At 65.1% G+C, this 26,172-nt stretch carries 27 protein-coding genes; 21 read left to right on the top strand and 6 right to left on the bottom strand.

The genetic code is table 11. From position 1 onward, the window contains the following. Positions 1-71: 71 nt before the first annotated feature. Positions 72-1,331: an adenylate/guanylate cyclase domain-containing protein gene (locus ABIA42_RS16445; protein WP_271529402.1), complete on the top strand. Its 1,260-nt coding sequence runs from the start codon at positions 72-74 to the stop codon at positions 1,329-1,331. A 16-nt stretch (positions 1,332-1,347) separates the two neighbouring features. Here the strand turns inward: ABIA42_RS16445 and ABIA42_RS16440 are convergent, their stop codons facing one another. Next, positions 1,348-2,592, bottom strand: coding sequence for an MFS transporter (locus ABIA42_RS16440; protein WP_271529401.1), 1,245 nt, complete (start codon positions 2,590-2,592; stop codon positions 1,348-1,350). 168 nt (positions 2,593-2,760) lie between these two features. Here ABIA42_RS16440 and ABIA42_RS16435 point away from each other — a divergent pair, with 168 nt between their 5' ends. Next, positions 2,761-4,110, top strand: coding sequence for an Nramp family divalent metal transporter (locus ABIA42_RS16435; protein ID WP_271529400.1), 1,350 nt, complete (start codon positions 2,761-2,763; stop codon positions 4,108-4,110). Positions 4,111-4,173: 63 nt separating this feature from the next. On the opposite strand, the gene ABIA42_RS16430 is transcribed toward ABIA42_RS16435, so the two are convergent. From ABIA42_RS16430 to hemB, 3 genes are all read right to left on the bottom strand, one after another. Continuing rightward, positions 4,174-4,950 carry an arginyltransferase gene (locus ABIA42_RS16430; protein WP_271529399.1) on the bottom strand — a complete coding sequence of 259 codons (777 nt, stop codon included), beginning with the start codon at positions 4,948-4,950 and terminating at the stop codon, positions 4,174-4,176. A 119-nt stretch (positions 4,951-5,069) separates the two neighbouring features. Further along, the gene (locus ABIA42_RS16425) at positions 5,070-5,612 is read right to left on the bottom strand and encodes an RDD family protein (protein ID WP_271529398.1); all 543 of its coding nucleotides are present in this window, start codon (positions 5,610-5,612) and stop codon (positions 5,070-5,072) included. 311 nt (positions 5,613-5,923) lie between these two features. Continuing rightward, positions 5,924-6,985: a porphobilinogen synthase gene (hemB, locus tag ABIA42_RS16420; RefSeq protein ID WP_271529397.1), complete on the bottom strand. Its 1,062-nt coding sequence runs from the start codon at positions 6,983-6,985 to the stop codon at positions 5,924-5,926. A gap of 122 nt (positions 6,986-7,107) precedes the next feature. On the opposite strand from hemB, the gene ABIA42_RS16415 reads away from it, so the two are divergent. The 13 genes from ABIA42_RS16415 (at position 7,108) to ABIA42_RS16355 (ending at position 19,700) form a co-directional block, all read left to right on the top strand. Then, positions 7,108-7,611 (top strand): DUF6163 family protein, encoded by a 504-nt coding sequence (locus ABIA42_RS16415; RefSeq protein WP_035674874.1) that lies wholly within the window; start codon positions 7,108-7,110, stop codon positions 7,609-7,611. Positions 7,612-8,147: 536 nt separating this feature from the next. Further along, positions 8,148-8,666 carry a transcriptional regulator LdtR gene (ldtR, locus tag ABIA42_RS16410; RefSeq protein WP_025036696.1) on the top strand — a complete coding sequence of 173 codons (519 nt, stop codon included), beginning with the start codon at positions 8,148-8,150 and terminating at the stop codon, positions 8,664-8,666. 200 nt (positions 8,667-8,866) lie between these two features. Next, positions 8,867-9,103, top strand: coding sequence for a hypothetical protein (locus ABIA42_RS16405; protein ID WP_239629799.1), 237 nt, complete (start codon positions 8,867-8,869; stop codon positions 9,101-9,103). Between the two features lie 37 nt (positions 9,104-9,140). Further along, entirely contained in the window at positions 9,141-9,362 is a 222-nt protein-coding gene (locus ABIA42_RS16400; protein ID WP_124157990.1) for a hypothetical protein, read from the top strand. A gap of 266 nt (positions 9,363-9,628) precedes the next feature. Beyond that, positions 9,629-10,927 carry a serine hydroxymethyltransferase gene (glyA, locus tag ABIA42_RS16395; protein ID WP_271529396.1) on the top strand — a complete coding sequence of 433 codons (1,299 nt, stop codon included), beginning with the start codon at positions 9,629-9,631 and terminating at the stop codon, positions 10,925-10,927. Between the two features lie 15 nt (positions 10,928-10,942). Further along, positions 10,943-11,425: a transcriptional regulator NrdR gene (gene nrdR / locus ABIA42_RS16390; protein WP_011087793.1), complete on the top strand. Its 483-nt coding sequence runs from the start codon at positions 10,943-10,945 to the stop codon at positions 11,423-11,425. Then, the gene (gene ribD, locus ABIA42_RS16385; RefSeq protein ID WP_271529395.1) at positions 11,422-12,570 is read left to right on the top strand and encodes a bifunctional diaminohydroxyphosphoribosylaminopyrimidine deaminase/5-amino-6-(5-phosphoribosylamino)uracil reductase RibD; all 1,149 of its coding nucleotides are present in this window, start codon (positions 11,422-11,424) and stop codon (positions 12,568-12,570) included. Before nrdR ends, ribD begins: the two co-directional genes overlap by 4 nt. Beyond that, positions 12,570-13,193, top strand: a complete 624-nt coding sequence (locus ABIA42_RS16380) for a riboflavin synthase (RefSeq protein ID WP_370123243.1) — start codon at positions 12,570-12,572, stop codon at positions 13,191-13,193. The genes ribD and ABIA42_RS16380 overlap by 1 nt, the downstream gene beginning before the upstream one ends. 181 nt (positions 13,194-13,374) lie before the next feature. Next, positions 13,375-13,866 (top strand): 6,7-dimethyl-8-ribityllumazine synthase, encoded by a 492-nt coding sequence (ribH, locus tag ABIA42_RS16375; RefSeq protein WP_271529393.1) that lies wholly within the window; start codon positions 13,375-13,377, stop codon positions 13,864-13,866. Between the two features lie 4 nt (positions 13,867-13,870). Continuing rightward, positions 13,871-14,368, top strand: a complete 498-nt coding sequence (gene nusB / locus ABIA42_RS16370) for a transcription antitermination factor NusB (protein ID WP_194393592.1) — start codon at positions 13,871-13,873, stop codon at positions 14,366-14,368. A 151-nt stretch (positions 14,369-14,519) separates the two neighbouring features. Continuing rightward, complete coding sequence (gene thiL / locus ABIA42_RS16365; protein WP_370123247.1) at positions 14,520-15,518, top strand: thiamine-phosphate kinase; 999 nt, start codon at positions 14,520-14,522, stop codon at positions 15,516-15,518. A gap of 337 nt (positions 15,519-15,855) precedes the next feature. Next, a complete protein-coding gene (locus ABIA42_RS16360) occupies positions 15,856-17,976 on the top strand; it encodes a sodium-translocating pyrophosphatase (RefSeq protein WP_370123250.1) in 2,121 nt (706 codons plus the stop codon). A gap of 173 nt (positions 17,977-18,149) precedes the next feature. After that, positions 18,150-19,700 (top strand): heme peroxidase family protein, encoded by a 1,551-nt coding sequence (locus tag ABIA42_RS16355; RefSeq protein WP_370123253.1) that lies wholly within the window; start codon positions 18,150-18,152, stop codon positions 19,698-19,700. 49 nt (positions 19,701-19,749) lie between these two features. On the opposite strand, the gene ABIA42_RS16350 is transcribed toward ABIA42_RS16355, so the two are convergent. Next, a complete protein-coding gene (locus ABIA42_RS16350; RefSeq protein WP_239623910.1) occupies positions 19,750-20,751 on the bottom strand; it encodes a tripartite tricarboxylate transporter substrate binding protein in 1,002 nt (333 codons plus the stop codon). A 217-nt stretch (positions 20,752-20,968) separates the two neighbouring features. Further along, positions 20,969-21,454 (bottom strand): outer membrane protein assembly factor BamE, encoded by a 486-nt coding sequence (locus ABIA42_RS16345; RefSeq protein ID WP_271529389.1) that lies wholly within the window; start codon positions 21,452-21,454, stop codon positions 20,969-20,971. 98 nt (positions 21,455-21,552) lie between these two features. Between ABIA42_RS16345 and ABIA42_RS16340 the strand changes: the two genes are divergently transcribed. The 6 genes from ABIA42_RS16340 to ABIA42_RS16315 all read left to right on the top strand — a co-directional run bounded on the left by ABIA42_RS16340 (position 21,553) and on the right by ABIA42_RS16315 (position 26,101). After that, entirely contained in the window at positions 21,553-22,119 is a 567-nt protein-coding gene (locus ABIA42_RS16340; protein WP_370123258.1) for a ubiquinol-cytochrome C chaperone family protein, read from the top strand. Further along, positions 22,116-22,685 carry a DUF177 domain-containing protein gene (locus ABIA42_RS16335; protein ID WP_370123260.1) on the top strand — a complete coding sequence of 190 codons (570 nt, stop codon included), beginning with the start codon at positions 22,116-22,118 and terminating at the stop codon, positions 22,683-22,685. The genes ABIA42_RS16340 and ABIA42_RS16335 overlap by 4 nt, the downstream gene beginning before the upstream one ends. 297 nt (positions 22,686-22,982) lie before the next feature. Further along, a complete protein-coding gene (plsX, locus tag ABIA42_RS16330; RefSeq protein WP_370123263.1) occupies positions 22,983-24,044 on the top strand; it encodes a phosphate acyltransferase PlsX in 1,062 nt (353 codons plus the stop codon). Continuing rightward, positions 24,041-25,021 (top strand): beta-ketoacyl-ACP synthase III, encoded by a 981-nt coding sequence (locus ABIA42_RS16325; protein WP_271529386.1) that lies wholly within the window; start codon positions 24,041-24,043, stop codon positions 25,019-25,021. The genes plsX and ABIA42_RS16325 overlap by 4 nt, the downstream gene beginning before the upstream one ends. 133 nt (positions 25,022-25,154) lie before the next feature. Next, positions 25,155-25,499, top strand: coding sequence for an integration host factor subunit alpha (locus ABIA42_RS16320; RefSeq protein ID WP_028136003.1), 345 nt, complete (start codon positions 25,155-25,157; stop codon positions 25,497-25,499). Positions 25,500-25,522: 23 nt separating this feature from the next. Then, the gene (locus ABIA42_RS16315; protein WP_370123267.1) at positions 25,523-26,101 is read left to right on the top strand and encodes a MerR family transcriptional regulator; all 579 of its coding nucleotides are present in this window, start codon (positions 25,523-25,525) and stop codon (positions 26,099-26,101) included. Positions 26,102-26,172 lie beyond the last annotated feature (71 nt).

Genomic DNA, 26,172 nt, shown 5'->3' with positions numbered 1-26,172 from the left:
GGGGACGGGAGCCTGGTGCACACGCCGGGCCTGCGCCTTTCGCTCGTCACGAATGCACGCCATAATGGCGCATGCAATTGACCTCGCGCCTTGCGCTGATGAACTGGGTGACCGGCCAGGGGCTCACGGGCCTGCCAGAGAACGAGCTGCTCCGCGGCTTCTGCGAGCGCTGCTGCGCCGAGGGGCTGGAACTGTCGCGCGGGCTCGTCGTCATCGACACGCTGCATCCGATCTATGAGGGCAGGGGCTTCCGCTGGAGCGACCGGCCCAGCAATGAGAGCGATGCGTTCGAATACGGCTCGACCGCCGACGGCGACGCGGCAAAGAGCTGGCGCCGCTCGGTGTTCTTCCACATGCTCGAGAATGGCCACGACGAGATGGTGATCGATCTCGCGGAGGCCCCGTCGATGGATTTCTCTCAAATCGGCGAGCTCGCCGAAAAGGGCCACAAGCACTATCTCGCCTTCGTGCATCGGTTCGGCGAGAATGGCGCGCTCGGCCTGATGGATTGCCTCTATTCCTGCTGGACCACCCGCCGCGAGAGCGGTTTCTCCGGACTGGAGCTGGAGGCGCTGCGCGATCTGGTGCCGGTGCTGGGTCTGGCGATCAAGTCGGCACAGCAGGTCGACATCGTGCGCACGCTCGGCCGGGTCTATCTCGGCCGCGATGCCTCCGAACAGGTTTTGCGCGGGCGCATCTCCCGCGGCGTCACCGAGCGCATCAACGCGGTGCTGTGGTATTCGGACTTGCGCGGCTCGACCGGGATCAGCGAGAGCATCGGCCCCGACGAGATCATCCCGTTCCTCAACGACTATGCGCAGACGGTGATCGACGCGATCCACCACGCCGGCGGCGACGTGCTGAAACTGATCGGCGACGGCGTGCTGGCGATGTTCTGGGGCGAGGATATGGCGGATGCGCGGCGGGCCGCGCTACGGGCCGAGCACCTGTTCCGCAAGAATGTCGCCGCGCTGAACAAGCGTCGTGCGGCGGAGGGCCGTCCGACCACGTCGGCCTATGTCGGCCTGCATGTCGGCGAGGTCTTTTACGGCAATATCGGCAGCGAGGACCGGCTCGATTTCACCGTGGTCGGCCCGACCGTCAACGAGGTCAGCCGCATCGCCTCCATGAGCCGCTCGGTCGACCGCGAGCTGCTGGCCTCATCGGAGTTCTATAGTGGCCTCGATGCCGCCGGCCGTCGCTATCTCGTCTCCACTGGCCGCTACGCGCTACGCGGCATCGGCCGCGCGCAGGATCTCTATACGCTCGATCCGGAGGTCGACGCGAACGAGCCGGTGACGGGGAGCTACGAACGCTACCTGGCGAATTGAACCAGCAACGACGTGGCTAGCATTGCGCTGCCACTTCGTCCCCCACCATGTCCGGCTGCCGGTCCAGCGCCACCGCGGGTGACAGCAGGATCACGAGCGCCTGCAGGCCGAATACGGCGGCGGCGAGATAGAGGCACGCTTCCGCGCTCCAGAGGCCGCCGACGATCGCGCCCAGCGCCGAGCCGAGCGGACGGGCGCCATAGCTCATGATGTTGATGGCGGAGACGCGTCCCAGGAGGCGCGGCGGCGTCACCGACTGGCGCAGCGTCGTGGTCGAGATCACCCACAGGATCGGACCGACGCCGAGCAGGAAGAAGCTCAAGGCCGCGAGCCACGGCGAGGGCAGCAGCACCGTCAGCGCCATCACCAATGCGGCGACGAAGCCGGTGACGGGGCCGAGTCCGACGACGGTGCCGAAGGCAATGCGCTTCATCACGCGCGTGGCGAGGAGCGCGCCGATCACCATGCCGACACCGTACATCGTCAGCACCGCGCCGACACCGGCCGCCGTCAAGCCGAGATGGCGCACGGCATAGGGCACGAACACGGCGATCTGCAGGAACCAGCCGGTGTTGAAGATGAACTGGGTGATGAATACCGGCCGCAGCAGCGGATGGTGGAACACGAAGGCCGCGCCTTCGCGGATCTCCTGGAACGGATGACGTCGCGGCGCAGGCCCGCGCGCGGGCTCGTAGATGCCGGAGAGCAGCACGACGGCGATGGCCGAGAGTGCCGCGGCAAAGCCGAAGGCCGGGCTGGCGCCCCACCATCCCACCAGCGCGCCGCCAAGCGCAGGGCCGCTGGCGAAGGCGATGGTGCGCGCGAGCTCGATCCGTGCATTCGCCGCCGGCAACAGCTCCGAGCTCACCAGCGAGGGCACCAGCGCCGGCGCGGCGACGCTGTAGACGACGGTGCCGCACACGGCAGCGAAGCCGAGCAGCGCCAGCAGCGGCAAGTCGAGGGCCCCCACCGCGAGCAGGAGCACGATGGCGGCGAGCGCGGCGGCCCGCAACGCCTCGGCGCCCGCCATCAGCCGGCGGCGGGAGATGCGGTCGGCGAGCACGCCGGCGGGAATGGCGAACAGGACGAAGGGCAAGGTGAGCGCAGTCTGGAGCAGGCCGGTCTGACCTTCGGCAACCCCCAGCGTCAGCACGGCGACGATGGGAGCAGCGGCGAGCGCAATCTGCTCGGCCGATTGCGCCGCGAGGTTCGACCAGGCGAGGCGATTGAAGGTGTCAGGGAGGCGGGCGGGCGTTGACATGGCTCATATCCTGCAAAGGCGAATTTCGCCAATGTTCGCCCCCGACGACCACCAGACCCACCCGCTTCCCGACAAGAGGCAAATCCCCCGCGGTCCGCGCCGGAACGGTGCCGCTAGATGCAGTTGCAAATGAGTTGCAATAAGAACAAAGTTGGTTATTCTGCCGGCATGGATGCCCGATCACCCCACCTGACTCCCGACGCCACCGCCTGGCGTGCCGACGCGCCCACCACCAAGAGCCTCGCCGAGGTCAATTCCACAGTCGCGATCCCGCGAGGCCACTGGTCCCGGCGGCTGCTGGCCTTCGTCGGTCCGGGCTACCTCGTCTCGGTCGGCTACATGGACCCCGGCAATTGGGCGACCGATCTCGCCGGCGGGTCGAAGTTCGGCTACACGCTGCTGTCCGTCATCCTGCTCTCGAACCTGATGGCGATCCTGCTCCAGTCGCTGGCGGCGCGGCTCGGCATCGTCACCGACCGCGACCTCGCGCAGGCCTGCCGCGCCACCTATTCACCGGCGGTGAACTTCCTGCTCTGGATTGCCTGCGAGGCGGCGATCATCGCCTGCGATCTCGCCGAGGTGATCGGGACCGCGATCGCGCTGAAACTCCTGTTCGGCATTCCCCTGATCGGCGGCGCATTGCTCGCCGCGCTCGACGCCTTCCTGCTGCTGCTCCTGATGAACCGCGGCTTCCGTTTCCTGGAAGCCTTCGTCATCGCGCTGCTGGCGGTGATCGCCGTCTGCTTCGCGATCCAGATCGTGGCTGCGGCCCCGCCGGTGGCGGAGGTCCTGCACGGCTTCCTGCCGAAGACCGAGATTTTCACCAATCCGGAAATGCTCTACATCGCGATCGGCATCATCGGCGCGACCGTGATGCCGCATAATCTCTATCTGCATTCCTCGATCGTGCAGACGCGCGCCTATGAGCGCAACGAGACGGGCCGGCGCGAAGCGATCAAATGGGCGACGACGGACTCCACCATCGCCCTGATGCTGGCGCTGTTCATCAACGCCGCCATCCTCGTTGTCGCTGCCGCGACCTTCCACAAGAGCGGCCATTCCGATGTGGCCGAGATCGGTCAGGCCTTCGAGCTGCTGTCGCCGCTGCTCGGCCTCGGCATCGCCTCGACGCTGTTCGCGGTGGCGCTGCTGGCCTCCGGCCTCAATTCGACGGTGACGGCGACGCTCGCCGGGCAGATCGTGATGGAGGGCTTTCTCGACCTGCGCCTGCCGAACTGGGCGCGCCGCCTGCTGACGCGCGGCATCGCCATCATTCCCGTGATCATCGTCACGGCGATCTATGGCGAGCGCGGCACGGCGGATCTGCTGGTGTTCAGCCAGGTCGTGCTGTCGATGCAACTGCCTTTCGCCGTCATCCCGCTGGTCCGCTTCGTCTCCGACCGCCGCAAGATGGGTCAGTTCGCGATACCCAAATCCGTCGCCGCGATCGCCTGGATCGTGGCGGGTGTCATTGTGGTTTTGAATCTGAAGCTGCTCGCCGATACGCTGTTCGGGTGAGTGGCGAATAGCGAGTAGCGAATGGAGCGTGCTTCTCCTATTCGCCATTCACCATTCGCTCCTTCAATCCTGCGGCTCGGATGCCACGTCGCCCTGCGCGTCGATGCGCAGCCAGCCTGAGGGTGCAAGGCGCTGCTGCGGCAGGAAGCGGGCCTTGTAGTCCATCTTCTTGGAGCCTTCGATCCAGTAGCCGAGATAGACGTAAGGCAGGCCTTGGCGGCGGGCGCGCGCGATGTGGTCGAGGATCATGAAGGTGCCCATCGAGCGGCTGACCTGGTTCGGCTCGAAGAACGAATAGACCATCGACAGGCCGTCGCTGAGCACGTCGGTCAGGGCGACCGCGATCAGCTCCTCGCCGCGGCCGGTGAGGCCGCTGTCGGGGCCGCGCTTGCGGTACTCGATGATGCGGGTCTCGACGTGGCTGTCCTCGACCATCATGGCGTAGTCGAGCACGGTCATGTCGGCCATGCCGCCGTGGCGGTGGCGGGCGTCGAGATAGGCGCGGAACACCGAATATTGCTCGGAGGTGGGCACCGCGCTGCGCTGCTCGCCGATGATGTCGGCGTTGCGCGCCATCACCTTCCGGAAGCTGCGGGAGGGCCGAAACTCGTTGGCGATCACCCGGACCGAGACGCAGGCGCGGCACTGGTCGCAGGCCGGCCGGTAGGCGATCGACTGGCTGCGGCGGAAGCCGCCATGGGTCAGGAGGTCGTTGAGGTCGCCGGCGCGGTCGCCGACGAGGTGCGTGAACACCTTGCGCTCATGCCGGCCGGGCAAATAGGGGCACGGCGAGGGCGCCGTGAGGTAAAATTGGGGGGTGTCGCGCGAGTGCTGGGTCAAGGGACGTCGTGGGCCTCCGAACTGAGCATCAGCATCGCGCTACGAAAGCCCCTGGTCAATCGGTCTGCTCGGCAGGTCAGATCACTCAGCTTAGTCCGTCCTGGTTGATAGGTTCTTGATCAGTACGGTCTTGCCGCTTGAGGCACGGGAGCGCGGACGGAATTGTTGATCACGACCGTGCCCAGCACGAAATCGTGCAGCAGGCGACGCCGGCCGTTGAACAGGCCGACCAGCACCACGAAGGGCGACAGGAACGAGACCGTGATCCAGAACAGCACGGCATGGGTGGCGCCGAGCACGAAGTAGCCGGGCGCGCCGTACCAGGTGCGCAATTCCAGATCCATGACCCGCATGCCGATCGTCGCGGACGACGGACCGCCGATGCAGGCGCCGTAATAGACGATGGCCCAGATGACGGAGGCCGGCCACGCGATCCAGAACAGGGCCCAGCCGATGCCGAGGGTGACCACGCCGAACAATGCGATGAAGACGTAGCCAAGGATCACGGGCACCGAGATCACGACCATGTCGATCAGGAACGCGAACACCCGCCGCGTCGCCACGCCGCGGAACAGTTCCGGATGCAGGTAGGGGTCGTAGGCGTGCGGCTGCAACCCGCCGTCATTGCGCCAGACGCCTGAATCACTCGAGTCGTACGACATCGTCCGTCCTCCCAGGAGGAAAAACCCTCGTGGCACGACATGGGAACAGACCATGCCCGTGCCAAGGGCGCGCGGGCGTCAGCAAACCGAAATATTCCGGCGATTCGGGGGCGGGCTGGTGGTCGAAGAGACGCGCTGGCGCGACATCCCGCTGTCGTCCCCGCGAACGCGGGGGACCCATAATCCCAAGGGAGAGGTTTGGCGAAGATCAGCGGTTGATCCTTCGCCGGTACGAACAACGCGCATCACGAAGAGATCGCGCGGTATGGGTCCCCGCGTTCGCGGGGACGACATTGGAGATGCAGTGGGGGCTACCCTTGCGTCCGCAGCTTCTCTGCTGCCTTCGGCGCGAAATAGCTCAGCACGCCGTCCGCGCCGGCGCGCTTGAAGGCGAGCAGGCTCTCCATCATGGCACGTTCGCCGTCGAGCCAGCCGTTGTTCGCGGCGGCCGCGATCATCGCGTATTCGCCGGAGACCTGGTAGGCGAAGGTCGGCATCGCAAACGTATCCTTCACGCGGCGGACCACGTCGAGATAGGGCATGCCGGGCTTCACCATCACCATGTCGGCGCCCTCGGCGATATCGAGCTCGACCTCGCGCAACGCCTCGTCGGTGTTGGCGCTGTCCATCTGATAGGTACGCTTGTCGCCGGTCAGCGTCTTGGCCGAGCCGATGGCGTCGCGGAACGGGCCGTAGAAGGCGGAGGCATATTTGGCCGCATAGGCCATGATCTGCACGTCGAGCAGACCTGAGCGATCCAGCCCCTCGCGGATCGCGGCGACGCGGCCGTCCATCATGTCGGAGGGCGCGATGATGTCGCATCCGGCCTCGGCCTGCACCAGCGCCTGGCGCACCAGCACCGCCACCGTCTCGTCGTTCAGGATCTTGCCGTCGGAAATCAGGCCGTCGTGGCCGTGGCTGGTGAAGGGATCCAGCGCGACGTCGCAGAGGATACCGATCTCCGGAAACTCCTTCTTGATCGCGCGCACCGCCTGGCAGACCAGGTTGTCCGGGTTGGTGGCCTCCGAGCCTTCCTCGTCGCGCAAGGAGGGGTCGGTGTAGGGAAACAGCGCGATGCAGGGGATGGTCAGCTTCATGGCGCGCTCGGCCTCGCGCACGGCCTGGTCGACGCTGAGGCGGTCGACGCCCGGCATCGAGGCGACCTGCTCGCGCCTGTTGTGGCCGTCGATCAGGAACAGCGGCCAGATCAGATCGTCGGTGGTGAGGATGTTCTCGCGCACCATGCGCCGGGCCCACTCGGCCTTGCGGTTACGGCGCGGACGGACGGTCAGATCGAGGGCATGGGGCACTGCCGTGCTATCCCGGCGCGAAACCTCGCGCAATTCGATCGGACGTCCGTATTTGATCGCCATCACTCTTCCTCCGGCTGGAATTATTCTTATACCAGCTCGCATGGTTCCCGTCACCGCGGCTTGACCTGCCGCAAGGGATGGCAGCCGATTGATTTTGCGGGGCGAAGCAGCCAGAAGGGGCCATGTCCGAGATCTCTACCCGCGATGCGGCCCGCGACGGCGCCCAGGCCAGGGACGCCGCCCGAGACAATGCCAGAGAGAGCGCGTTGTCGGTGGCGGCGATCTCGTCGGAGCGCACCCAGTCCGATGACAATGTCTGGACGCGCCGGCTGGTGCTGTTCCTGCGGGTGATGGCGCTGCTCTCGATCCTGAAAGGTCTCTATCACTGGGCCCAGGTGACGGGGTTCGTCGGCGGCGAGGACGAGGCGTTCGAGAACCAGTCGATGGCCTGGCAGGCCGCGACCGTCTACTTCGCCGTGATCGAGCTCGTGGCCGCGGTCGGCCTCTGGCTCGCCACGCCCTGGGGCGCGGTGGTGTGGCTCACGACCGTGGTGTCGATGGCCGTGATCGAGCTGATGTTCCCTGGAATCTACGGCGGCAGCCTCGTCGTGGTCGGCGTCGAGGTCTTCATGCTCGCCGCCTATCTCGCGCTCGCCTGGATGGCCGCGCGCGAACGGCCGCCGTAGCAGCGTTTCTCGACGCGCGAACATTCGTGCCCCGGACGCAGCGCAGCATCAACAGCGCGTTTACGCGCGTCGTCAACGCGCTATGGTGATGCTCTGCTGAGCCGGGCCCATTTCGCCGCGATCTCAGTTTGCGACATCTGGATCCCGGCTCTGCGCTCCGCTTCGTGGCGCTTGTCCGGGACATGAGAGTGTTGCTCTTGGTTGACCGTTGGTTGCGTAAAATTCGACGTAAGTTTTCGCTAACCAGCCGCTTTCGCCACAGCTCTTACGCGCGCGTTTCGAAACGGGGCGGGGCTGTTCTGGAATGCGACAACAGGGGCGGACGGAGGGTGAACAGGACCTTGCGAAGGTCAACAGAGGGTTGCGAAAAGTGCTTGTGGCACAGGCTTAATCCGCAATTCACTGTCTTAAATTCATGATCTCTTTATTCTCTTATTTAAGCCGATCTTCAAACGCGCCCCTTAAGTTGCACCTATCAGGCGGGACACAAGTTTCGTCGAATAAGTGTCGATAAAAACGACAACAGGGGAAGTGTCATGATGAAAGCCGTCGCAACTGCGGCAGATACCGCAGAGCGCGTCTCCGGCCAGCAGGGTTCGGTGCAGTCGCTCTATCTGGAAGCTTTGACTCTGGTGGAGCGGCTGCATCGCCGGCTCCTCGACGTGATCAAGGATGAATTCGATCGCCGCGGCCGTGCGGACATCAACTCGGTCCAGGCGCTCTTGCTCTACAACATCGGCGACAAGGAGCTGACCGCGGGCGAGCTGCGCACGCGCGGTTACTATCTCGGCTCCAACGTCTCCTACAATCTGAAGAAGCTCGTCGAGCTCGGCTTCCTCGATCATCAGCGCTCGCGCGTTGATCGCCGCTCGGTGCGCATCCGCCTGACCCCGCAGGGCCAGGAAGTCCGCCGCATCGTCGACGCGCTCTACCAGAAGCACGTCAAGACGGTGGAGCAGGTCGGCGGCATCTCCGGCGACGAGTTTGCGACCCTCAACAAGTCGCTGCACCGCCTCGAGCGGTTCTGGACCGACCAGATCCTCTATCGCCTCTGAGTTTTCTGAAGGGATCAAGGCCAAGCCGGCCCGCAACAAGACCGGCAGCCTTCCCGAACGTGCCTGACCTCCCCAAGCGCGCCGGCCCGGATTTTCCGGACCGGTGCGTTTTGTGTTCTCGCACCTGCGAAAAAATGTGCCGGCCGTGAGGAACCAGTTCCGGGCTGGGCGCTTATCTCTTTCGGATCGGAGAGATGTCGATGCTGGTCGAGCGCGGGCTTCGGGCGATGAACGTGGAACTCGTCAGCGAGGCCTATGGCATTGCCGCGAATTACCTTCGCCGTTCCGGCGCGATCCCCGACACGCTCGTCACTGACGAACGCCTGCTCGGCCTCATCGTCAAGCTGCTCCAGCAAGGCGAATTCAACAAGATCAGGCTGGCCAACAAGGCGATTGCCCGGTTCCAGGCGCAGATCGAGGCCAAGGCGGTTGCCTGATCGAAACTCCCAAAATCGCGACGAACCAGAGGATGCCATGGAAGCTGCCATCGACCGCATCATGAAGACCTATGACCTGCTCGCCAACCGCACCGCCGCGGCCAGCGAGGAGGCCCGGGCCAAGGTCACGAACTATCTCAATACGTTGATGGAAGCCGGCGAGAAGGACCCTCACAGGTTGACGGTTTGCGGCCTGACCTATCTGCGCCAGCTCGACGGCAGCGTGGATCCGGTGAAGGCGGGGTATACGGGGCTGTGAAACGCCGCCGGCTTGAGCCGGTGGCTGTTGGCGGAGATGAGGCCCGCAGCGGCCCGTCGAGATAGTGCAGAGGAGTGGTTCCATAGAACCGCTCCCGCGCTCGAAATCTCCAATCCGCCACCACATCTTGCATAAATATCAGGCTCGACCCGCAACTACTTGGCCTGTTGCGGGCGATGTGGTAGATCGCGCTCGCCGCTTCCGATCGCCACACCAGACCCGTCCGTAGCCCGCCAAAAGGCTGCGGCGGTGGAGATATTCGCAAGATGACCGCACCCAAAACCGCCTCCGCGCCCGATTCGTTTTTCACCGCCTCGCTCGAGCAGGCCGATCCGGAAATCGCCGCCGCCATCAAGGGCGAGCTCGGCCGGCAGCGCCATGAAGTCGAGCTGATCGCCTCCGAGAACATCGTCAGCCGGGCCGTGCTGGAAGCGCAGGGTTCGGTGATGACCAACAAGTACGCGGAAGGCTATCCGGGCGCGCGCTATTACGGCGGTTGTGAGTGGGTCGACGTCGCCGAGAACCTTGCGATCGATCGCGCCAAGAAGCTGTTCGGCGCCAATTTCGCCAATGTGCAGCCGAATTCCGGCAGCCAGATGAACCAGGCGGTGTTCCTGGCGCTGCTCCAGCCCGGCGACACCTTCATGGGGCTCGATCTCGCCGCCGGCGGCCATCTCACACACGGCTCGCCCGTCAACATGAGCGGCAAGTGGTTCAAGGCCGCGCACTATACCGTGCGCCGCGAGGACCAGATCATCGACATGGACGCGGTGGCCAAGCAGGCCGAGCAGGTCAAGCCGAAGCTGATCATCGCCGGCGGCTCGGCCTATTCGCGCGCCTGGGACTTCAAGCGTTTTCGCGAGATTGCGGACAGCGTCGGGGCGTACCTCCTGGTCGACATGGCGCATTTCGCCGGGCTCGTCGCCGGCGGCGTGCATGCTTCGCCGGTGCCGTACGCGCACGTCACCACGACGACGACGCACAAGTCGCTGCGCGGTCCGCGCGGCGGCCTCATGCTGTGGAATGACGAGACGCTGACCAAGAAGCTCAACTCGGCGATCTTCCCGGGCCTTCAGGGCGGTCCCCTGATGCACGTGATTGCGGCCAAGGCGGTCGCCTTCGGCGAGGCGCTGCGTCCGGACTTCAAGGTCTACGCCAAGAACGTCGTCGAGAACGCCAAGGCCCTGGCAGAGACCTTGAAGGGCCATGGTCTCGATATCGTCTCCGGCGGCACCGACAATCATCTGATGCTGGTCGATCTCCGGCCGAAAGGCCTGAAGGGCAACGTCTCGGAGAAGGCGCTGGTCCGCGCGGCCATCACCTGCAACAAGAACGGCATTCCGTTCGATCCGGAGTCGCCCTTCGTCACCTCCGGGATTCGACTCGGCACGCCGGCGGCGACCAGCCGCGGGTTCGGCGTGGCCGAATTCCAGCAGGTCGGCGGCTTGATCGCCGAGGTCCTCAATGCGATCGCGCAGTCCTCCGACGGCAAGGCGCCGCTGGTGGAAGCTGCGATCAAGGAACGGGTCAAGGCGCTCACCGACCGGTTCCCGATCTACCAGTAAGGCTAGGCCAAGCGGATGCGCTGCCCGAACTGCAACAGTCTGGATACGCAGGTAAAGGACTCGCGTCCGACTGAGGACTCGTCCGTGATCCGCAGGCGGCGCGTGTGCGTCGCCTGCAATTTCCGCTTCACCACCTTCGAGCGCGTGCAGCTGCGCGAGCTCACGGTGATCAAGCGCAACGGGCGCCGCGTGCCGTTCGATCGCGACAAGCTGATGCGCTCGGTGCAGATCTCCTTGCGCAAGCGGCAGGTCGAGCCGGAGCGGGTGGAGAAGATGGTTTCCACCATCGTGCGCGAGCTCGAGACCGGAGGCGAAGCCGAGATCTCCTCCGAGGTGATCGGCGAGACCGTGATGGAGCATCTGCGCACGCTCGACGACGTCGCCTATGTGCGCTTTGCCTCGGTCTACCGCAATTTCCGCGAGGCCAAGGATTTCGCCGACGTCCTCGGCGAGCTCTCCGGCGAGGAGGAAGCGCGGCTCGCCGCGATCCGCAAATGATCTTCCGCATCCTGGAAGACCAGTTCGCGCAGAAGGCCCGCGAGGCCAAGGACGCCGATCGCCGATTCATGGAGCTGGCGCTCTCGCTGGGCAAGCGCGGGCAGGGGCGGACCTGGCCGAATCCGGCCGTGGGCGCCGTCATCGTCAAGGACGGCGTCATCGTCGGCCGCGGCTGGACGCAGCCTGGAGGACGGCCGCATGGTGAGCCCGAGGCGCTGCGGCGCGCGGGCGAGGCGGCGCGCGGCGCCACGCTCTATGTCACCTTGGAGCCATGCTCGCATTTCGGCAAGTCGCCGCCTTGCGCCGATGCGGTGATCGCAGCGGGCATCAAGCGGGTCGTGGCGGCGATCGAGGATCCCAATCCTGAGGTCGCAGGCCAGGGGCACGCCCGTCTGCGCGCCGCCGGCATCAATGTGGACGTGGGTCTTTGCGCGGCGGAGGCCGCCTTCGGCCATGCCGGCCATTTCCGCCGCATCAGGGATCACCGCCCGCATGTGATCCTCAAGCTCGCGGTTTCGCCCGACGGCAAGATCGGCGCGGCCGGCGGCGAGCCGCTCGCGATCACGGGTGAAGCCGCGCGCGACCGCGTGCATCTTCTCCGCGCACGCAGCGATGCGATCCTGGTCGGCATCGGAACGGTGCTGGCGGACGATCCGCTCCTCACCTGCCGCCTGCCGGGCATGGCGGTGCGCTCGCCGGTGCGCGTGGTGCTCGACCAGAGCCTGCGCATTCCCGCATCGAGCCAGCTCGTGCGATCCGCGCGCGAGACGCCGCTCTGGGTGGTGGGGTCCGAGCTCGCCGAGGCTGCCGCCGCCATGCGGCTCGGCGCGGCCGGTGCGCAGATCATTCGCGTGTCGCCGGGGGGCACGTCCGGGCTCGATCTTCCGGCCGTGCTGCGCGCGCTGGCCGAGAAAGGGATCACGCGGCTGATGGTCGAGGGCGGCAGCCGTGTCGCCGCGTCCTTTGTTGCGGCCGATCTCGTGGACGAGATCTGGCTGTTCCGCGGGGCGGAAGCGGTGGGCAGTGGCGGCGTCGATGCGCTCGATGCATTGCCCCTGTCGAAAATCACGCAGTCGCCGGCCTACAAGGTTCATGCTAGCGAGACCTTCGGCAAGGATACTCTCACCATCTACGAGCGCGCCTAATGTTCACCGGCATTGTCACCGATATCGGCGAGATCGTCAGCTTCACGCCCACGGCGCAGGGGCAGCTGCACCGCCTGCGCATCGCCTGCCGCTACGATCAGAGCACGATTGCCGACGGCGCCTCAATCGCCTGCAACGGCGTCTGCCTGACGGTGGTTGGCTCGGGCGTGGAGGGCGGCAAGGGCTCTGCTCAAAGGACCTGGTTCGACGTCGATACCGCCGCCGAGACGCTGGCGTTGACGACCGCCAAGCACTGGAAGGTGGGAACGAGACTCAATCTCGAGCGCGCCCTGAAGATCGGCGATGAGCTTGGCGGGCATATCGTCGCCGGCCATGCGGACGGCATCGCGACGCTTCTCAGCCGCGAGGATCTGCCCGACATGGCGCGGTTCGAGCTTTCCACCACGCGGGAGCTGGCGCGGTTCATCGCCACCAAGGGCTCGATCACGCTCGACGGCGTGTCGTTGACGGTCAATACGGTCAAGGACGTGAGTTTTTCGGTGCTGATCATCCCGCACACGCTGACGGTCACGACCGTCGGCGACTGGAAGGCGGGGGACGAGGTCAATATCGAGGTCGACCTGATGGCCCGCTATGCGGCGCGGCTGACGGAAATGAAGTGACCGGCGAAGCCGGTCACTCCGGGATGGTCCGAAGGACCAGACCACAGGTGCGCAATTGCGCGCCGGGGAATCTCGAGATTCCGGGTTCGCTCCGCGTCCCGGAATGACAGTGTCTTTCAACTTGGCTAACCCGCCGGCGGCGACTACATAACGCGCCGACGACTGTAAAACGGATTGAACGATGGCAGACGCGCGGCGCGCACCCCTGAAGGACCAGACCGACATTTCCGGCGCGCGCGCGCTGATTGTCGAGGCGCGGTTCTATGACGATCTCCAGGATGCGCTGCTGGACGGCGCGGTCGCCGAGCTGAAGGCGGCCGGCCTGACCCACGATGTCATCACGGTTCCCGGCGCTTTGGAGATCCCCGCGGCAGTCGCCATCGCGGTCGATGCCGCGGCGGCGAACGGCAAGCCCTATGACGCGGTGATCGCGCTTGGCTGTGTGATCCGCGGTGACACCATTCATTTCGAGATCGTCTCGCAGGAATCCTCGCGCGCGCTGATGGACCTTGCGGTTTCGCGAAAACTGCCGCTCGGCAACGGCATCCTCACCGTCAACACCGAGGCGCAGGCCTGGGCGCGGGCGCGCGCCAGCGAACTCGACAAGGGCGGCGATGCCGCGCGCGCCGCGTTGGCGATGCTGCGCATCAAACGCCGCTTGGCGCAGGCCTGAAGCCATGGCCGACAACACCAGAAAGCCGCCGCTCGGAACCGAGAAGAAAGCGAACCGGCGCGGTGCGGCGCGGCTCGCAGCCGTGCAGGCGCTGTATCAGATGGATATCGCCGGTGCCGGTATCAACGACATCTTTGCCGAGTTCGAGAGCCACTGGCTCGGCAACGAGGTCGAGGGCGACACTTACCTGCCGGCCGAAGCCGCCTTCTTCCGCGACGTGGTCTCGGGCGTCGTGCGCGACCAGAAGAAGCTCGATCCGCTGATCGACGAGGCGCTGTCGAAGGGCTGGCCCTTGAAGCGGATCGAAGCCATCCTGCGAGCGGTGCTGCGCGCCGGAGCCTATGAGCTCCAGCATCGCAAGGATGTGCCGGGCCGGGTGGTGGTTTCGGAATATGTCGACGTCGCCAATGCCTTCGTCGACCGCGAGGAAACCGGCATGGTGAACGCGGTGCTCGACCAGATCGGCCGGCAGTTTCGCGGCGACGAGTTCGGGCGAGGGTAGGTCACACATTCCGCTGTCATCACCCGCGAAAGCCGGTGATCCAGTACGCCGCGGCAGCGGTTATTGATATCGGGCGTCTCGGCGTACTGGATCGCCCGGTCCTAGTGCGCAATTGCGCACTGGCCGGACAGCGGAGGGTGGAGTGGCGCCGATGACGAACGCACAGGACAGCTCGGGCGAAGACGCCCTCATCGCGCGCTACTTCAAGCCGCTGGCGACCGACCCCGGCGCGTTCGGTCTGGTCGATGATGCCGCGGTCCTGTCCTCATCCGGCGACGACATCGTCGTCACCACCGATGCCGTCGTCGAGGGCGTGCATTATCTTGCCGACGATCCGCCCGAGACCATCGCGCGCAAGGCGCTGCGGGTGAACCTGTCCGATCTCGCCGCCAAGGGCGCGCTGCCAGCCGGCTTCGTGCTGACGCTCGCGCTGCGCGGTCAAGAGGATGCCTGGCTCCGTCCCTTTGCGGACGCGCTGGGAGAGGACGCAAAGCATTACGCTTGTCCTCTGCTCGGCGGCGACACGGTGTCGACGCCGGGTCCGCAGATGATCTCGATCACGGCCTTCGGCCGTGTGCCGCGGGGGCGGATGATCGGCCGTACCGGCGCAAGGCCGGGCGACCGCATCCTGGTGACGGGCACGATCGGCGACGCCGCGCTCGGCCTCGATGTGCTCAAAGGCGGTGCCGCTGCCGGGGCCCTGATATCCGATCCTGCCGCACGGGATTTTCTGGTCTCACGCTATCGGGTGCCGCAGCCGCGCAACGTGCTGGGGCGGGCGGTGCGCGATCATGCGACCGCAGCAATGGACGTTTCCGACGGCCTCGCTGGCGATCTGGCCAAGCTCTGTGCAGCGTCCGGGGTCTCGGCTTCGGTCGACGTGGCAAGCGTGCCGCTCTCGGCCGCGGCGGCCGGCCTGCTCGCAAACAACGTCGTTTGCGTCGAGACGCTGCTTGCGGGGGGCGATGACTACGAGGTGCTGTGCACCGTTCCGCCGGCGCAAAGCGACGCGCTGATGGCCGCCGGGCGGGCCGAGGGCGTTGCGGTGACCACGATCGGCAGGATCGTGCAGGGTCATGAGCGGCCGCGCTTCCTGGATGGGCAGGGCCAGGAACTGCTCTTGACGCGGCTGTCCTACAGCCACTTCTGAAGCGCGATGCGATCAGGATGAATCGCCATCGCGCTTGAGGTCACTGTTCGAGCATGATCTTTTCGGAAAACCGCTGCGCACTTTTCCGGATCAGCTGTGAGAATTGCTCCAAACCGGCATCTTAGTTCTCAGCACTTGGTCCTAAATACCTGCCGAGATCGGCGGTTTCGGCCTTATCCGGCGTTGCACCCTCTATTTGATTTTGGCAAGCTTGCGACCGACTGAGGCCGCCCCTTTTTGGGCAAGGGGGCGGCCTTGTTCGAAATCAAGGCGCCGCACCGCACGACGGACAACAAAAGGCGCCGGGGGTACATCAAGGATCTGAGGCAAAAATCACATGACAGCATTATGGTTGATAGTGCTCTGCGGAGTGCTTTCCGTCGTCTACGCGATTTGGGCGACGTCTTCGGTGTTGAGCGCGGATGCGGGGTCGCCGCGCATGCAGGAGATCGCAGGAGCCGTGCGCGAAGGCGCACAGGCGTATCTGCGGCGCCAATACACCACGATCGGTCTCGTCGGCATCGTCATCTTCGTGCTGCTTGTATATTTCCTCGGGCTCTATGTCGCGATCGGTTTTGCTATCGGCGCGATCCTGTCCGGCGCTGCCGGCTTCATCGGCATGAACGTCTCGGTCCGCGCCAATGTGCGTACCGCCCAGGCCGCGACGACGTCGCTTGCCGGCGGGCTCGAACTCGCCTTCAAGGCGGGAGCGATCACCGGTATGCTGGTGGCGGGTCTCGCGCTGCTGGGGGTGACCCTCTATTTCGGCTTTTTGGTCCACTCGCTGAAGCTCGCGCCCGATAGCCGCGTCGTGGTCGATGCCCTGGTGGCGCTCGGCTTCGGCGCCTCGCTGATCTCGATCTTCGCCCGTCTCGGCGGCGGCATCTTCACCAAGGGTGCGGACGTCGGCGGCGACCTCGTCGGCAAGGTCGAGGCCGGCATTCCCGAGGACGATCCGCGCAACCCGGCGACCATCGCCGACAACGTCGGTGACAATGTCGGCGACTGCGCCGGCATGGCCGCCGACCTGTTCGAGACCTATGCGGTGACCGCGGTCGCCACCATGGTCCTGGCGGCCATCTTCTTCGCCAAGACGACGATCCTCGCCAACATGATGACGCTGCCGCTCGCGATCGGCGGCATCTGCATCATCACCTCGATCATCGGCACCTTCTTCGTCAAGCTCGGGCCGAGCCAGTCGATCATGGGCGCGCTCTACAAGGGCCTGATCGCGACTGGCATCCTGTCCCTGATCGGCATCGCGCTGGTGATCTACTACCTGATCGGCTTCGGCAAGCTCGAGGGCGTCGATTACACCGGCATGGCGCTGTTCGAATGCGGCGTGGTCGGCCTCGTCGTCACCGCGCTGATCATCTGGATCACCGAATACTACACGGGCACCGACTACCGCCCGGTGAAGTCGATCGCCCAGGCCTCGGTGACCGGTCACGGCACCAACGTGATCCAGGGCCTTGCGATCTCGATGGAAGCGACCGCGCTGCCCGCGATCGTGATCATCGCCGGCATCCTGGTCACCCACAGCCTCGCCGGCCTGTTCGGCATCGCGATCGCGACCGCCACCATGCTGGCGCTGGCCGGCATGATCGTCGCGCTCGACGCCTTCGGCCCCGTCACCGACAACGCCGGCGGCATCGCCGAGATGGCGGGCCTGCCGAAGGAGGTGCGCAAATCGACCGACGCGCTCGACGCGGTCGGCAACACCACCAAGGCGGTGACCAAGGGCTACGCGATCGGCTCCGCCGGTCTCGGCGCCCTGGTGCTGTTCGCGGCCTACAACCAGGACCTCAAGTTCTTCGTTGCCGGCTCCGCGCAGCATCCCTACTTCGCCGGCGTCAATCCGGACTTCTCGCTCAACAACCCCTACGTGGTGGTGGGCCTCTTGTTCGGCGGCCTCTTGCCGTATCTGTTCGGCGCCATGGGCATGACGGCCGTGGGCCGTGCGGCAAGCGCGATCGTCGAGGAGGTTCGACGCCAGTTCCGCGAGAAGCCGGGCATCATGCAGGGCACCGACAAGCCTGACTACGGCAAGGCGGTCGATCTGCTGACGAAGGCGGCGATCAAGGAGATGATCATCCCCTCGCTGCTGCCCGTGCTGTCACCGATCTTCGTCTACTTCGTGATCTATGCGATCGCGGGCGGCGGCGCGGCCGGCAAGTCGGCGGCGTTCTCGGCCGTGGGCGCAATGCTGCTCGGCGTGATCGTGACGGGCCTGTTCGTCGCGATCTCGATGACTTCGGGCGGCGGCGCCTGGGACAACGCCAAGAAGTACATCGAGGACGGTCATTTCGGCGGCAAGGGCAGTGATGCCCACAAGGCCGCCGTGACCGGCGACACCGTCGGCGATCCCTACAAGGACACGGCGGGCCCCGCGGTGAATCCGATGATCAAGATCACCAACATCGTGGCCCTGCTGCTGCTGGCGATTTTGGCGCACTGAGCGGCGTCACGAGTTTGCAAGACGAGCCCCGCGGTGTGAGCCGCGGGGTTTTGGCTTTCACGATATCGTTCCTTCGCGGCTGCTTTGTCGCAGGGGAACTGTGACGTCAATTACAAAGTGTCTTCCCTCCGGGGACTACCGTGCAGCTGCTGTCTCACCCACTGGAGGGAAGAATGACGCAAGCTGTAAACCTGAACCCAAGACACGGGAAAGCCGGACGCCAGCCGACCAGGGCCGGTTTGAAACCGCCCAGCGCCAATGCAGATCCCGGCTTGTTCGGCCGGATGTTTGACCTGCCGGCATTCACGGCGCCGGAGGCTGCGCTGCGGGCGCTTGCGACCGCGATGAAGGACGCCAGTCCGGACGATGTGACCGGTGACAATTCCAACATTCCGTCGGGCTTTACCTATCTCGGCCAATTCGTCGATCACGACATTACGCTTGATCTCACTTCGCTTGCCGAGAAGCAGGAGGATCCCAACGCCACCATGAACTTCCGCACGCCGAGGCTCGATCTCGACAGCATTTACGGTCTGGGACCGGATGGCAGTCCCCAACTCTACGCTCGCGACACCAACAACGTCGCACAGCCCGGGCCGAAGTTCCTGCTCGGCAAGACAGAGCCCACGCCGCGCGCGGCCGGCGTCTTTCCGAATGATCTGACGAGGAATTCGGAAGGGCGGGCCCTGATCGGCGACCATCGCAATGACGAGAATCTGCTGGTCGCACAGACGCACCTTGCGTTCCTGAAATTCCACAACAAGGTCGTCGACATGCTCGCGGCCGGCCCCAATGCGCCGGCGCCCGACAAGCTCTTCTCCGAATCACGAAAGCTGGTGACTTGGCACTATCAATGGATGGTGCTGCACGATTTCGTCGAGCGCCTAACGGAGAAGGGCATCGTCGCCAAGATTCTGCACGAGGGCCGGAAGTTCTATCGATTCCAGAAGGTGCCCTATATGCCGGTCGAGTTCTCGGCGGCAGCCTACCGGCTCGGACACAGCATGGTTCGCGAGACCTATAGCCACAACCATGTGTTCACGCAGCCCGGCGGCTTTGCTGCGGCGACCCTCAACCTCGAGTTCTTCTTCTCCGGGCTCTCCGGCCGCATCCTGGGCGAAATCGCCGGTACCACTCCCAACGCGCCCAATTCCCCACCCAACGTCAGCACCTTGCCCACGGACTGGATCATCGACTGGAGCCGCTTCTACGAATTCGATCCGGCGATTGCGCCGACGCCAAACTTCCTGTTCAACCATTCGCGCAAGATCGATCCATTCCTCATTCCGAAATTGCACGATCTTCCAGGTGGCGGCGGTAGCCTGCCGCTCCGCAACCTGCAGCGCGGAGTCAATCTCGGATTGCCGTCTGGTCAAGATGTGGCGCGCGCGATGGCGATTCCAGTGCTCAAGCCAGCGGAGATCGCAACCGGCACGGACGGCGCGGTTGCGGCCGCGCACGGCTTCGATCGAAAGACGCCGCTTTGGTATTATATCCTCAAAGAGGCTCAGGTGAAGACCGGCGGTCTTCGGCTCGGTCCGGTCGGCGCGCGCATCGTGGCTGAGGTGTTCATTGGAATCGTCGCTGGCGATAACCAATCCTATCTCAGCCAGCGGAACTGGAAGCCGACGCTGCCGGCGAAGACCCCGGGCACGTTCCTGATGAGCGATCTCTTGCGCTTCGTCGGAGATATCAGTCCGATCGACGGGGTTACGACCGGATAGCAGTTGCTCAAGTCCCGGATGCCGCAGGCGGCATCCGGGACACGAGAAACTACTGCACGTCCATTTGCAGCCCTTCCTTCTGGATGATGCCGGCGAACTTCTTCGTCTCGGCCTCCACGAAGGCGGCAAATTGCTGCGGCGTGCCGTAATCGGCGCGGGCGCCCATGGCGGCGATCTGCTTCTTGATGTCCTCGCGCTCCAGCATCGCCTTGATCTGGAGATTGAGCGCGTTGAGCACCTCGGGTGAAACCCCCTTCGGCAGGAACACCGAGAACCAGGACGAGATGTCGAAACTCGCCAGTTCCGGCGCGCTCTCTCGCATGGTCGGCAGGTTCGGCGCGAGGTCGCTGCGCTCGGTCGTGGTGACGCAGAGACCGTTGAGCGTGCCGTTCTGCACCTGAGGCAGGCTCGGATAGAGATTGTCGAACAGGATCTGGATGTCGCCGGCGAGGGCCGCTTGAAGCGCGGGTCCGGCGCCGCGGAACGGGATGTGCGTCATCTTCAGGCCGGTGAGCTGGAGGAACCAGGCGCCGGTGAGGTGAGGGCTCTGGCCAACGCCCGAAGAGGCGTAGCTGAGCTTGTCCGGATTGGCCTTGAGGTAGGCGATCAGCTCGGGGATCGACTTGATGCCGGTCTTCGGATGCGCCGAGACGATGTTCGGGATCCGGATCATGTTCGAGACCGGCTGCAGCTGGTCGGGCTTGTAGGTGAGGTTCTTGAAGATGCTGTAGGCGATCGCGTTCGGACCGGGATTGCCGACCAGGATGGTGTGACCATCAGGCTTGGCGCGGACCACCTCGGCAGTCCCGATGGTGCCGCCGCCGCCGGAGCGGTTTTCCACGACCGCCGACTGGCCCCAGGCGGTTTGCAGATGCGCGGCCAAGAGCCGGCCCATCACGTCGGTCGAGCCGCCGGCCGCAGCCGGCACGACGAGGCGAACGTTTTCGGTGGGCTTCCAGTCGGCGAGGCTCGATCGCGGCAGTATGGCTGCGGCTGAAAGGCCGGCAGCGCCGGTGAGCACGCGACGGCGGGACAACAAAGGCTTAGGCACGAATCCACTCCCTGCTTCTTTCTTTGCAGGGACCGTACGGAACCGCTCGTGCGACCGCAAGTCGCGTGCGACGGCATGTGGCGCGCGCAGAGCGGCACGACGCCGCAGCTCAGAGCAATTTACCTTCCGACGGAATTGGAAGGGCTCTGGCTGTGTGTTGGACGCATTTTTTCCGCGCGAGCCGTTATCGACTCCGCGCGAAAAGCGCTCTGGAGTCTCAGTTGAAGCTGAGCAGCTTGAACAGCGGTGTGAGGTAGTTCATCTCCTGACCCGACGTCGGCGTGGTGCGGCTGATGAAGTCGAAGATCTTGCCGTCCTGCAGACCGTAATTCGCAAGCCGGCGCACGCGCCGGTTCTTGTCGAAATAGATCGCGATGACGCGCTGGTCGACCACCTTCTGGTTCATGAAGGCGACCGGGCGCTCCGAGCGTTGCGAGATGTAGTAAAAGACCTCACCGTCGAGGGTTGCGACCGTGGAGGGAGTGCCCATCACGATCAGCACCTGGTCCTGGCTTGCGCCGATCGGAATCTGCTCGAGCGCGCCGGGCGGCAGGATGTAACCCTTCTGGAACTGCTCGCCCGTACAGCCCGCAAGAGCCGCGCCGACCACGGCGGCAGCTGCGAGCATGCGCAAGCCGCGCCAGCATGCGTGAAGGCCGCGCCGCTGATCCGCGCGCAGGCTGGTCTGGTTTGTTGTCGTCATAGCGGAACTGATTCCGTCCCCTTGCGTCGCGCGAGGCGCTGAAGTACCGGGCGGAGGCTCTGAATGCAACACGCGCGCGCCCGCTTGCGGAAACCACAATGCTTTGGCCGTTCAATCACTTCAGGAAACCCCGACTAACCCCGCCGCCGGGCACCATTGAAGCCATCTATGGCATGATCGTGACGCAGGCGCGAGAACCCATATTTTACCGTGACTTGGGCGTGCCCGATACGGTTAACGGGCGTTTCGACCTGTTGCTGCTGCATCTCTGGCTGCTGCTGCGCCGCCTGCGCGCGGTCCAAGGCGGCACTGGAGGCGCCACGGAGTTGTCCCAGGCGCTGTTCGACCGCTTCTGCGAGGACATGGACGACAATCTGCGCGAGATGGGGGTGGGCGACCAGACCGTGCCGAAGCGGATGCGGGCCTTCGGCGAGGCGTTCTACGGTCGCGTCCAGGCCTATGACCAGGCCATGGAAGGCGGCGGCGAAGCGCTGGCATCGGCGATCTGCAAGAATATCTTGAATGGGACCGGCTTCGGCCAGGCGCAGCAGCTCGCGGCCTATGCCCGGGCCACTGAGGCCGATCTTGGCCGAACCGACGAGGCCGCGCTGCTGCGCGCCTCCTTCAAGTTTCCTCCAGCACTCCCCGAGGATGTCACGCCATGAGCCGACCGAATGCCGGATCCGAGCCCGATCCCTGGCGGGCGCCCGTCATCGTTGCGCAGATCCCCGAAGCAGGCCTGCATCGCGAGCTCGAGGCTACAGCGGCCGAGCGGCAGGCCATGGCGGAGCTCGCGGGCGTGCGGGAGATCCTGTCCGCGCATGCCAGCTTCGATGTCGTGCCGAAAAGCGGTGGGCGGGTCCAGGTCACGGGGCTTGTTCGCGGCCGGATCGGCCAGACCTGCGTCGTCACGCTGGATCCGATCGAGAGCGAGATCGAGGAGGAAGTCGACCTGATGTTCGCCCCCGAGGCCGAGGCGCGGCGTCTCGCCGATCTGATCGAGGAGGGGCAGGACGATGACGGGCCGTCCGAGGTCGCCGATTCTCCCGAGCCGATCGCCGGTGGCATCATCGACCTCGGCCGGCTCGCCACCGACGTCCTGTTCCTGGCGATCGATCCGTATCCGCGCAAGGAGGGGGCCGTGTTCGAGGCGGAGGTCACCGCCCCCGATCCCGAGGACCATCCTTTCGCGGTGCTGAAGGCGCTTCACGACAAGAAGAAGGGCCAATAGGGCATTGTCCGCTCGTGCCCGCCTTGCGAGGGGACGTGAGGCATTTTCCTTGTTGGTTTGAAAGAAGCATTTATCCTTCTGATTTCAATGTATTTCCTGCTAAATTCGGGGTTCGCGGCCGCATCGCCCCAAATGCAAAAGGCTGGGGGCAAGAGGTTGTTTCGGGGTAACAAAACGCTATTGTCGCGCCCCGGTCCGGGTGCGGCGTGGCGCTTGGCCGATCGCCATGTCCGTGGCGAACCCATTTTGCGGCCCCGCTAGCTCAACACCGCACCAGACCAGGTTTCCAGGACTTTTATGCCAAGCAAGGTTCGCATCGCGCTGGACGCCATGGGGGGCGATGTCGGCCCCGCCGTGGTCATTCCGGGCGCCGCCATCTCGCTAGGCAGGCATCGCGATACCGAGTTCCTGCTGGTCGGCGACCGCGCCAGGATCGAGCCGGAGCTCGAAAAGCACCCGAAGCTGAGAGCCGCCTCCAGGATTGTCCATACCGACGTCGCCGTCAGCATGGAGGACAAGCCGAGCCAGGCGCTGCGGCGCGGCCGCAGGACCTCCTCGATGTGGCTCGCGATCGATGCGGTCAAGAAGGGCGAGGCGGATGTCGCGATCTCCGCCGGCAATACCGGCGCGCTGATGGCGATGGCGCGCTTCCACCTGCGGACGCTGCCGGGCATCGATCGCCCGGCCATCTCCGCGATATGGCCGACCATGCGCGGCGAATCCGTCGTGCTCGACCTCGGCGCCACCCTCGGCGGCGATGCGCACCATCTGGTGTCGATGGCGGTCATGGGCGCAGCCAAGGCGAGCGTGCTGTTCAACAAGAAGCGACCGACGGTCGGGCTGCTCAACATCGGCGCCGAAGAGATCAAGGGCCACGAGGAGATCCGCGAGGCCAGCGAGATCCTGCGGGCGAGAAACCTGCCGGAGCTCGACTATATCGGCTTCGTCGAGGGTGACGGCATCGGCAAGGGGCTGGCCGACGTCATCGTGACCGAGGGCTTCAGCGGCAACATCGCGCTCAAGGCCGCCGAGGGAACCGCCCGCCAGATGGCGGAATTGCTCCGTAACGAGATGCAGCGGAGCTGGCTCTCCAAGCTCGGCTATGTCTTCGCCCGCAGCGCCTTCCAGGCCCTGCGCGACAAGATGGACCCCAACAAGTCCAATGGCGGCGTGCTGCTGGGACTGAGGGGGGTGGTGGTCAAGAGCCATGGCGGAACCAACGCCGAAGGCTTTGCCTATGCGATCGATGTTGGCTATGAGATGGCTCACTACGATCTCCTGAACAAGATCAATCAGATGCTCAACCGCGAGGGTGGTGCACTCAGTTTCGTGCAGCCCGCGCCGGAGGATGTTTCGTGACTCAAATTCGTTCGGTCGTGCTTGGCTGCGGCTCATATCTGCCGGAGCAGGTGGTGACCAACGCCCAATTGGCGGCCCGCATCGACACCTCCGACGAGTGGATCGTTCAGCGCACGGGCATTCGCGAGCGGCACATCGCGGCCGAGGGCGAGTTCACCTCGCACCTGGCGATCAAGGCCGCGCAGGCCGCGCTCAGCGATGCCGGCATGGACGCGCAGTCGATCGACCTCATCGTGCTGGCGACCTCGACCCCGGACAACACCTTCCCCGCGACGGCTGTCGCCGTGCAGCACGGGCTCGGCATCAATCATGGCGCGGCCTTCGACCTCCAGGCTGTGTGCTCGGGCTTCGTGTTCGCGCTCGCCACCGCCGACAATTTCCTGCGCACTGGCGCCTTCAAGCGCGCGCTGGTGATCGGCGCCGAGACCTTCTCGCGCATCCTCGACTGGAACGACCGCGGCACTTGCGTGCTGTTCGGCGACGGCGCCGGGGCGGTGGTGCTGGAGGCGCAGGAGCAGCCCGGCAATGCCGCGACCGATCGCGGCGTCGTGACCACGCATCTGCGCTCCGACGGCCGCCACAAGGCAAAACTGTTCGTCGACGGCGGCCCATCCTCGACCCAGACCGTCGGCCATCTGCGCATGGAAGGCCGCGAGGTCTTCAAACATGCGGTCGGCATGATCACCGACGTCATCGTCGATGCCTTCGAGGCGACCGGGCTCAATGCCGAAAGCATCGACTGGTTCGTGCCGCACCAGGCCAACAAGCGAATCATCGACGCCTCCGCCCACAAGCTTCACATCGCGCCGGAAAAGGTGGTGCTGACGGTGGACCGTCACGGCAACACCTCCGCCGCATCGATCCCGCTGGCGCTGGCGGTGGCGCGCAAGGACGGCCGCATCAAGAAGGGTGACCTGATTCTCCTGGAGGCGATGGGCGGCGGCTTCACCTGGGGCTCCGCGCTGCTGCGCTGGTAAGCCACAGTCGGTAAAATTTTGCCGGAATTCGCGCCGATAATCGATGCGTATGCATTGATGAGCGCTGTTGACCGCCGTATCGTAACCTCATAATTTCAGACAACAATTGTTCGCCGTGATGTGGGGCAGGGCGATGACCGATCAAAGTAAAACCGTAACGCGAGTTGATCTGTGCGAAGCCGTCTACCAGAAGGTCGGGCTGTCGCGCACGGAATCGTCCGCTTTCGTGGAACTCGTGCTGAAGGAGATCACCGATTGCCTCGAAAAGGGGGAGACGGTGAAATTGTCCTCCTTCGGGTCCTTCATGGTCCGCAAGAAGGGCCAGCGCATCGGCCGTAACCCGAAGACCGGTACCGAGGTGCCGATCTCGCCGCGCCGGGTCATGGTGTTCAAGCCGTCGGCGATCCTGAAGCAGCGGATCAACGGCCAGCACCGCGCCAATGGCGACGCCACCAGCAAGGCTCAACAAGAGGCGTAACCCTTTCGCAAAGGATTTGGCATTTGGACAAGGCGCCGGATGCGTTCCGAACCATCAGCGAAGTAGCGCAGGAACTCGACATTCCGCAGCACGTGCTGCGGTTCTGGGAAACCCGGTTCTCCCAGATCAAGCCGATGAAGCGCAGCGGCGGCCGCCGCTACTACCGCCCCGACGACGTCGACCTGCTCAAGGGCATCCGCCGGCTGCTCTACGGCGAGGGCTACACCATCCGTGGGGTGCAGCGGATCCTGAAAGAGCACGGCGTCAAATCAGTGCAGGGCCTCGCCGACAGCGCGGCCGCGGTCTCGTTCGGGGCCATCGAGGACGCCATCGGCGCGAGCCTGATCGAGCCCGAGGACGAGGCGCCCATCAAGGGCGTCACCGACACCGACGATGACGATTACCAGGGCAACGAAGAGGAAGGCATCGACTTCCGCTTCAGCGAGATCGACGACGAGGAGATTCTCACCACCTTCCGCAAGGGCGGCGCCGCCGCCGCACCCGCCGGCCCCAGCGCGCTGGACCGGGAGCGCCTGGGCCGGGCGCTCGCCGACCTCGTCGCCTGCCGTGAGATGCTGGATCAGGCGCTGAAGGACGGGTAGCGGCGGTGGTCCCACCGACTTGCCGGCAGTTCCGCGTGCTTTGGGCGGATACACCAAAATGCTGCGGCCTC

Origin of the sequence: Bradyrhizobium sp. USDA 327, from assembly GCF_041262065.1 — a bacterium.
Lineage (GTDB): Bacteria > Pseudomonadota > Alphaproteobacteria > Rhizobiales > Xanthobacteraceae > Bradyrhizobium > Bradyrhizobium liaoningense.
Note: the sequence above shows the minus strand (reverse complement) of the source record. Positions and strands in the feature narration are given on the sequence as shown.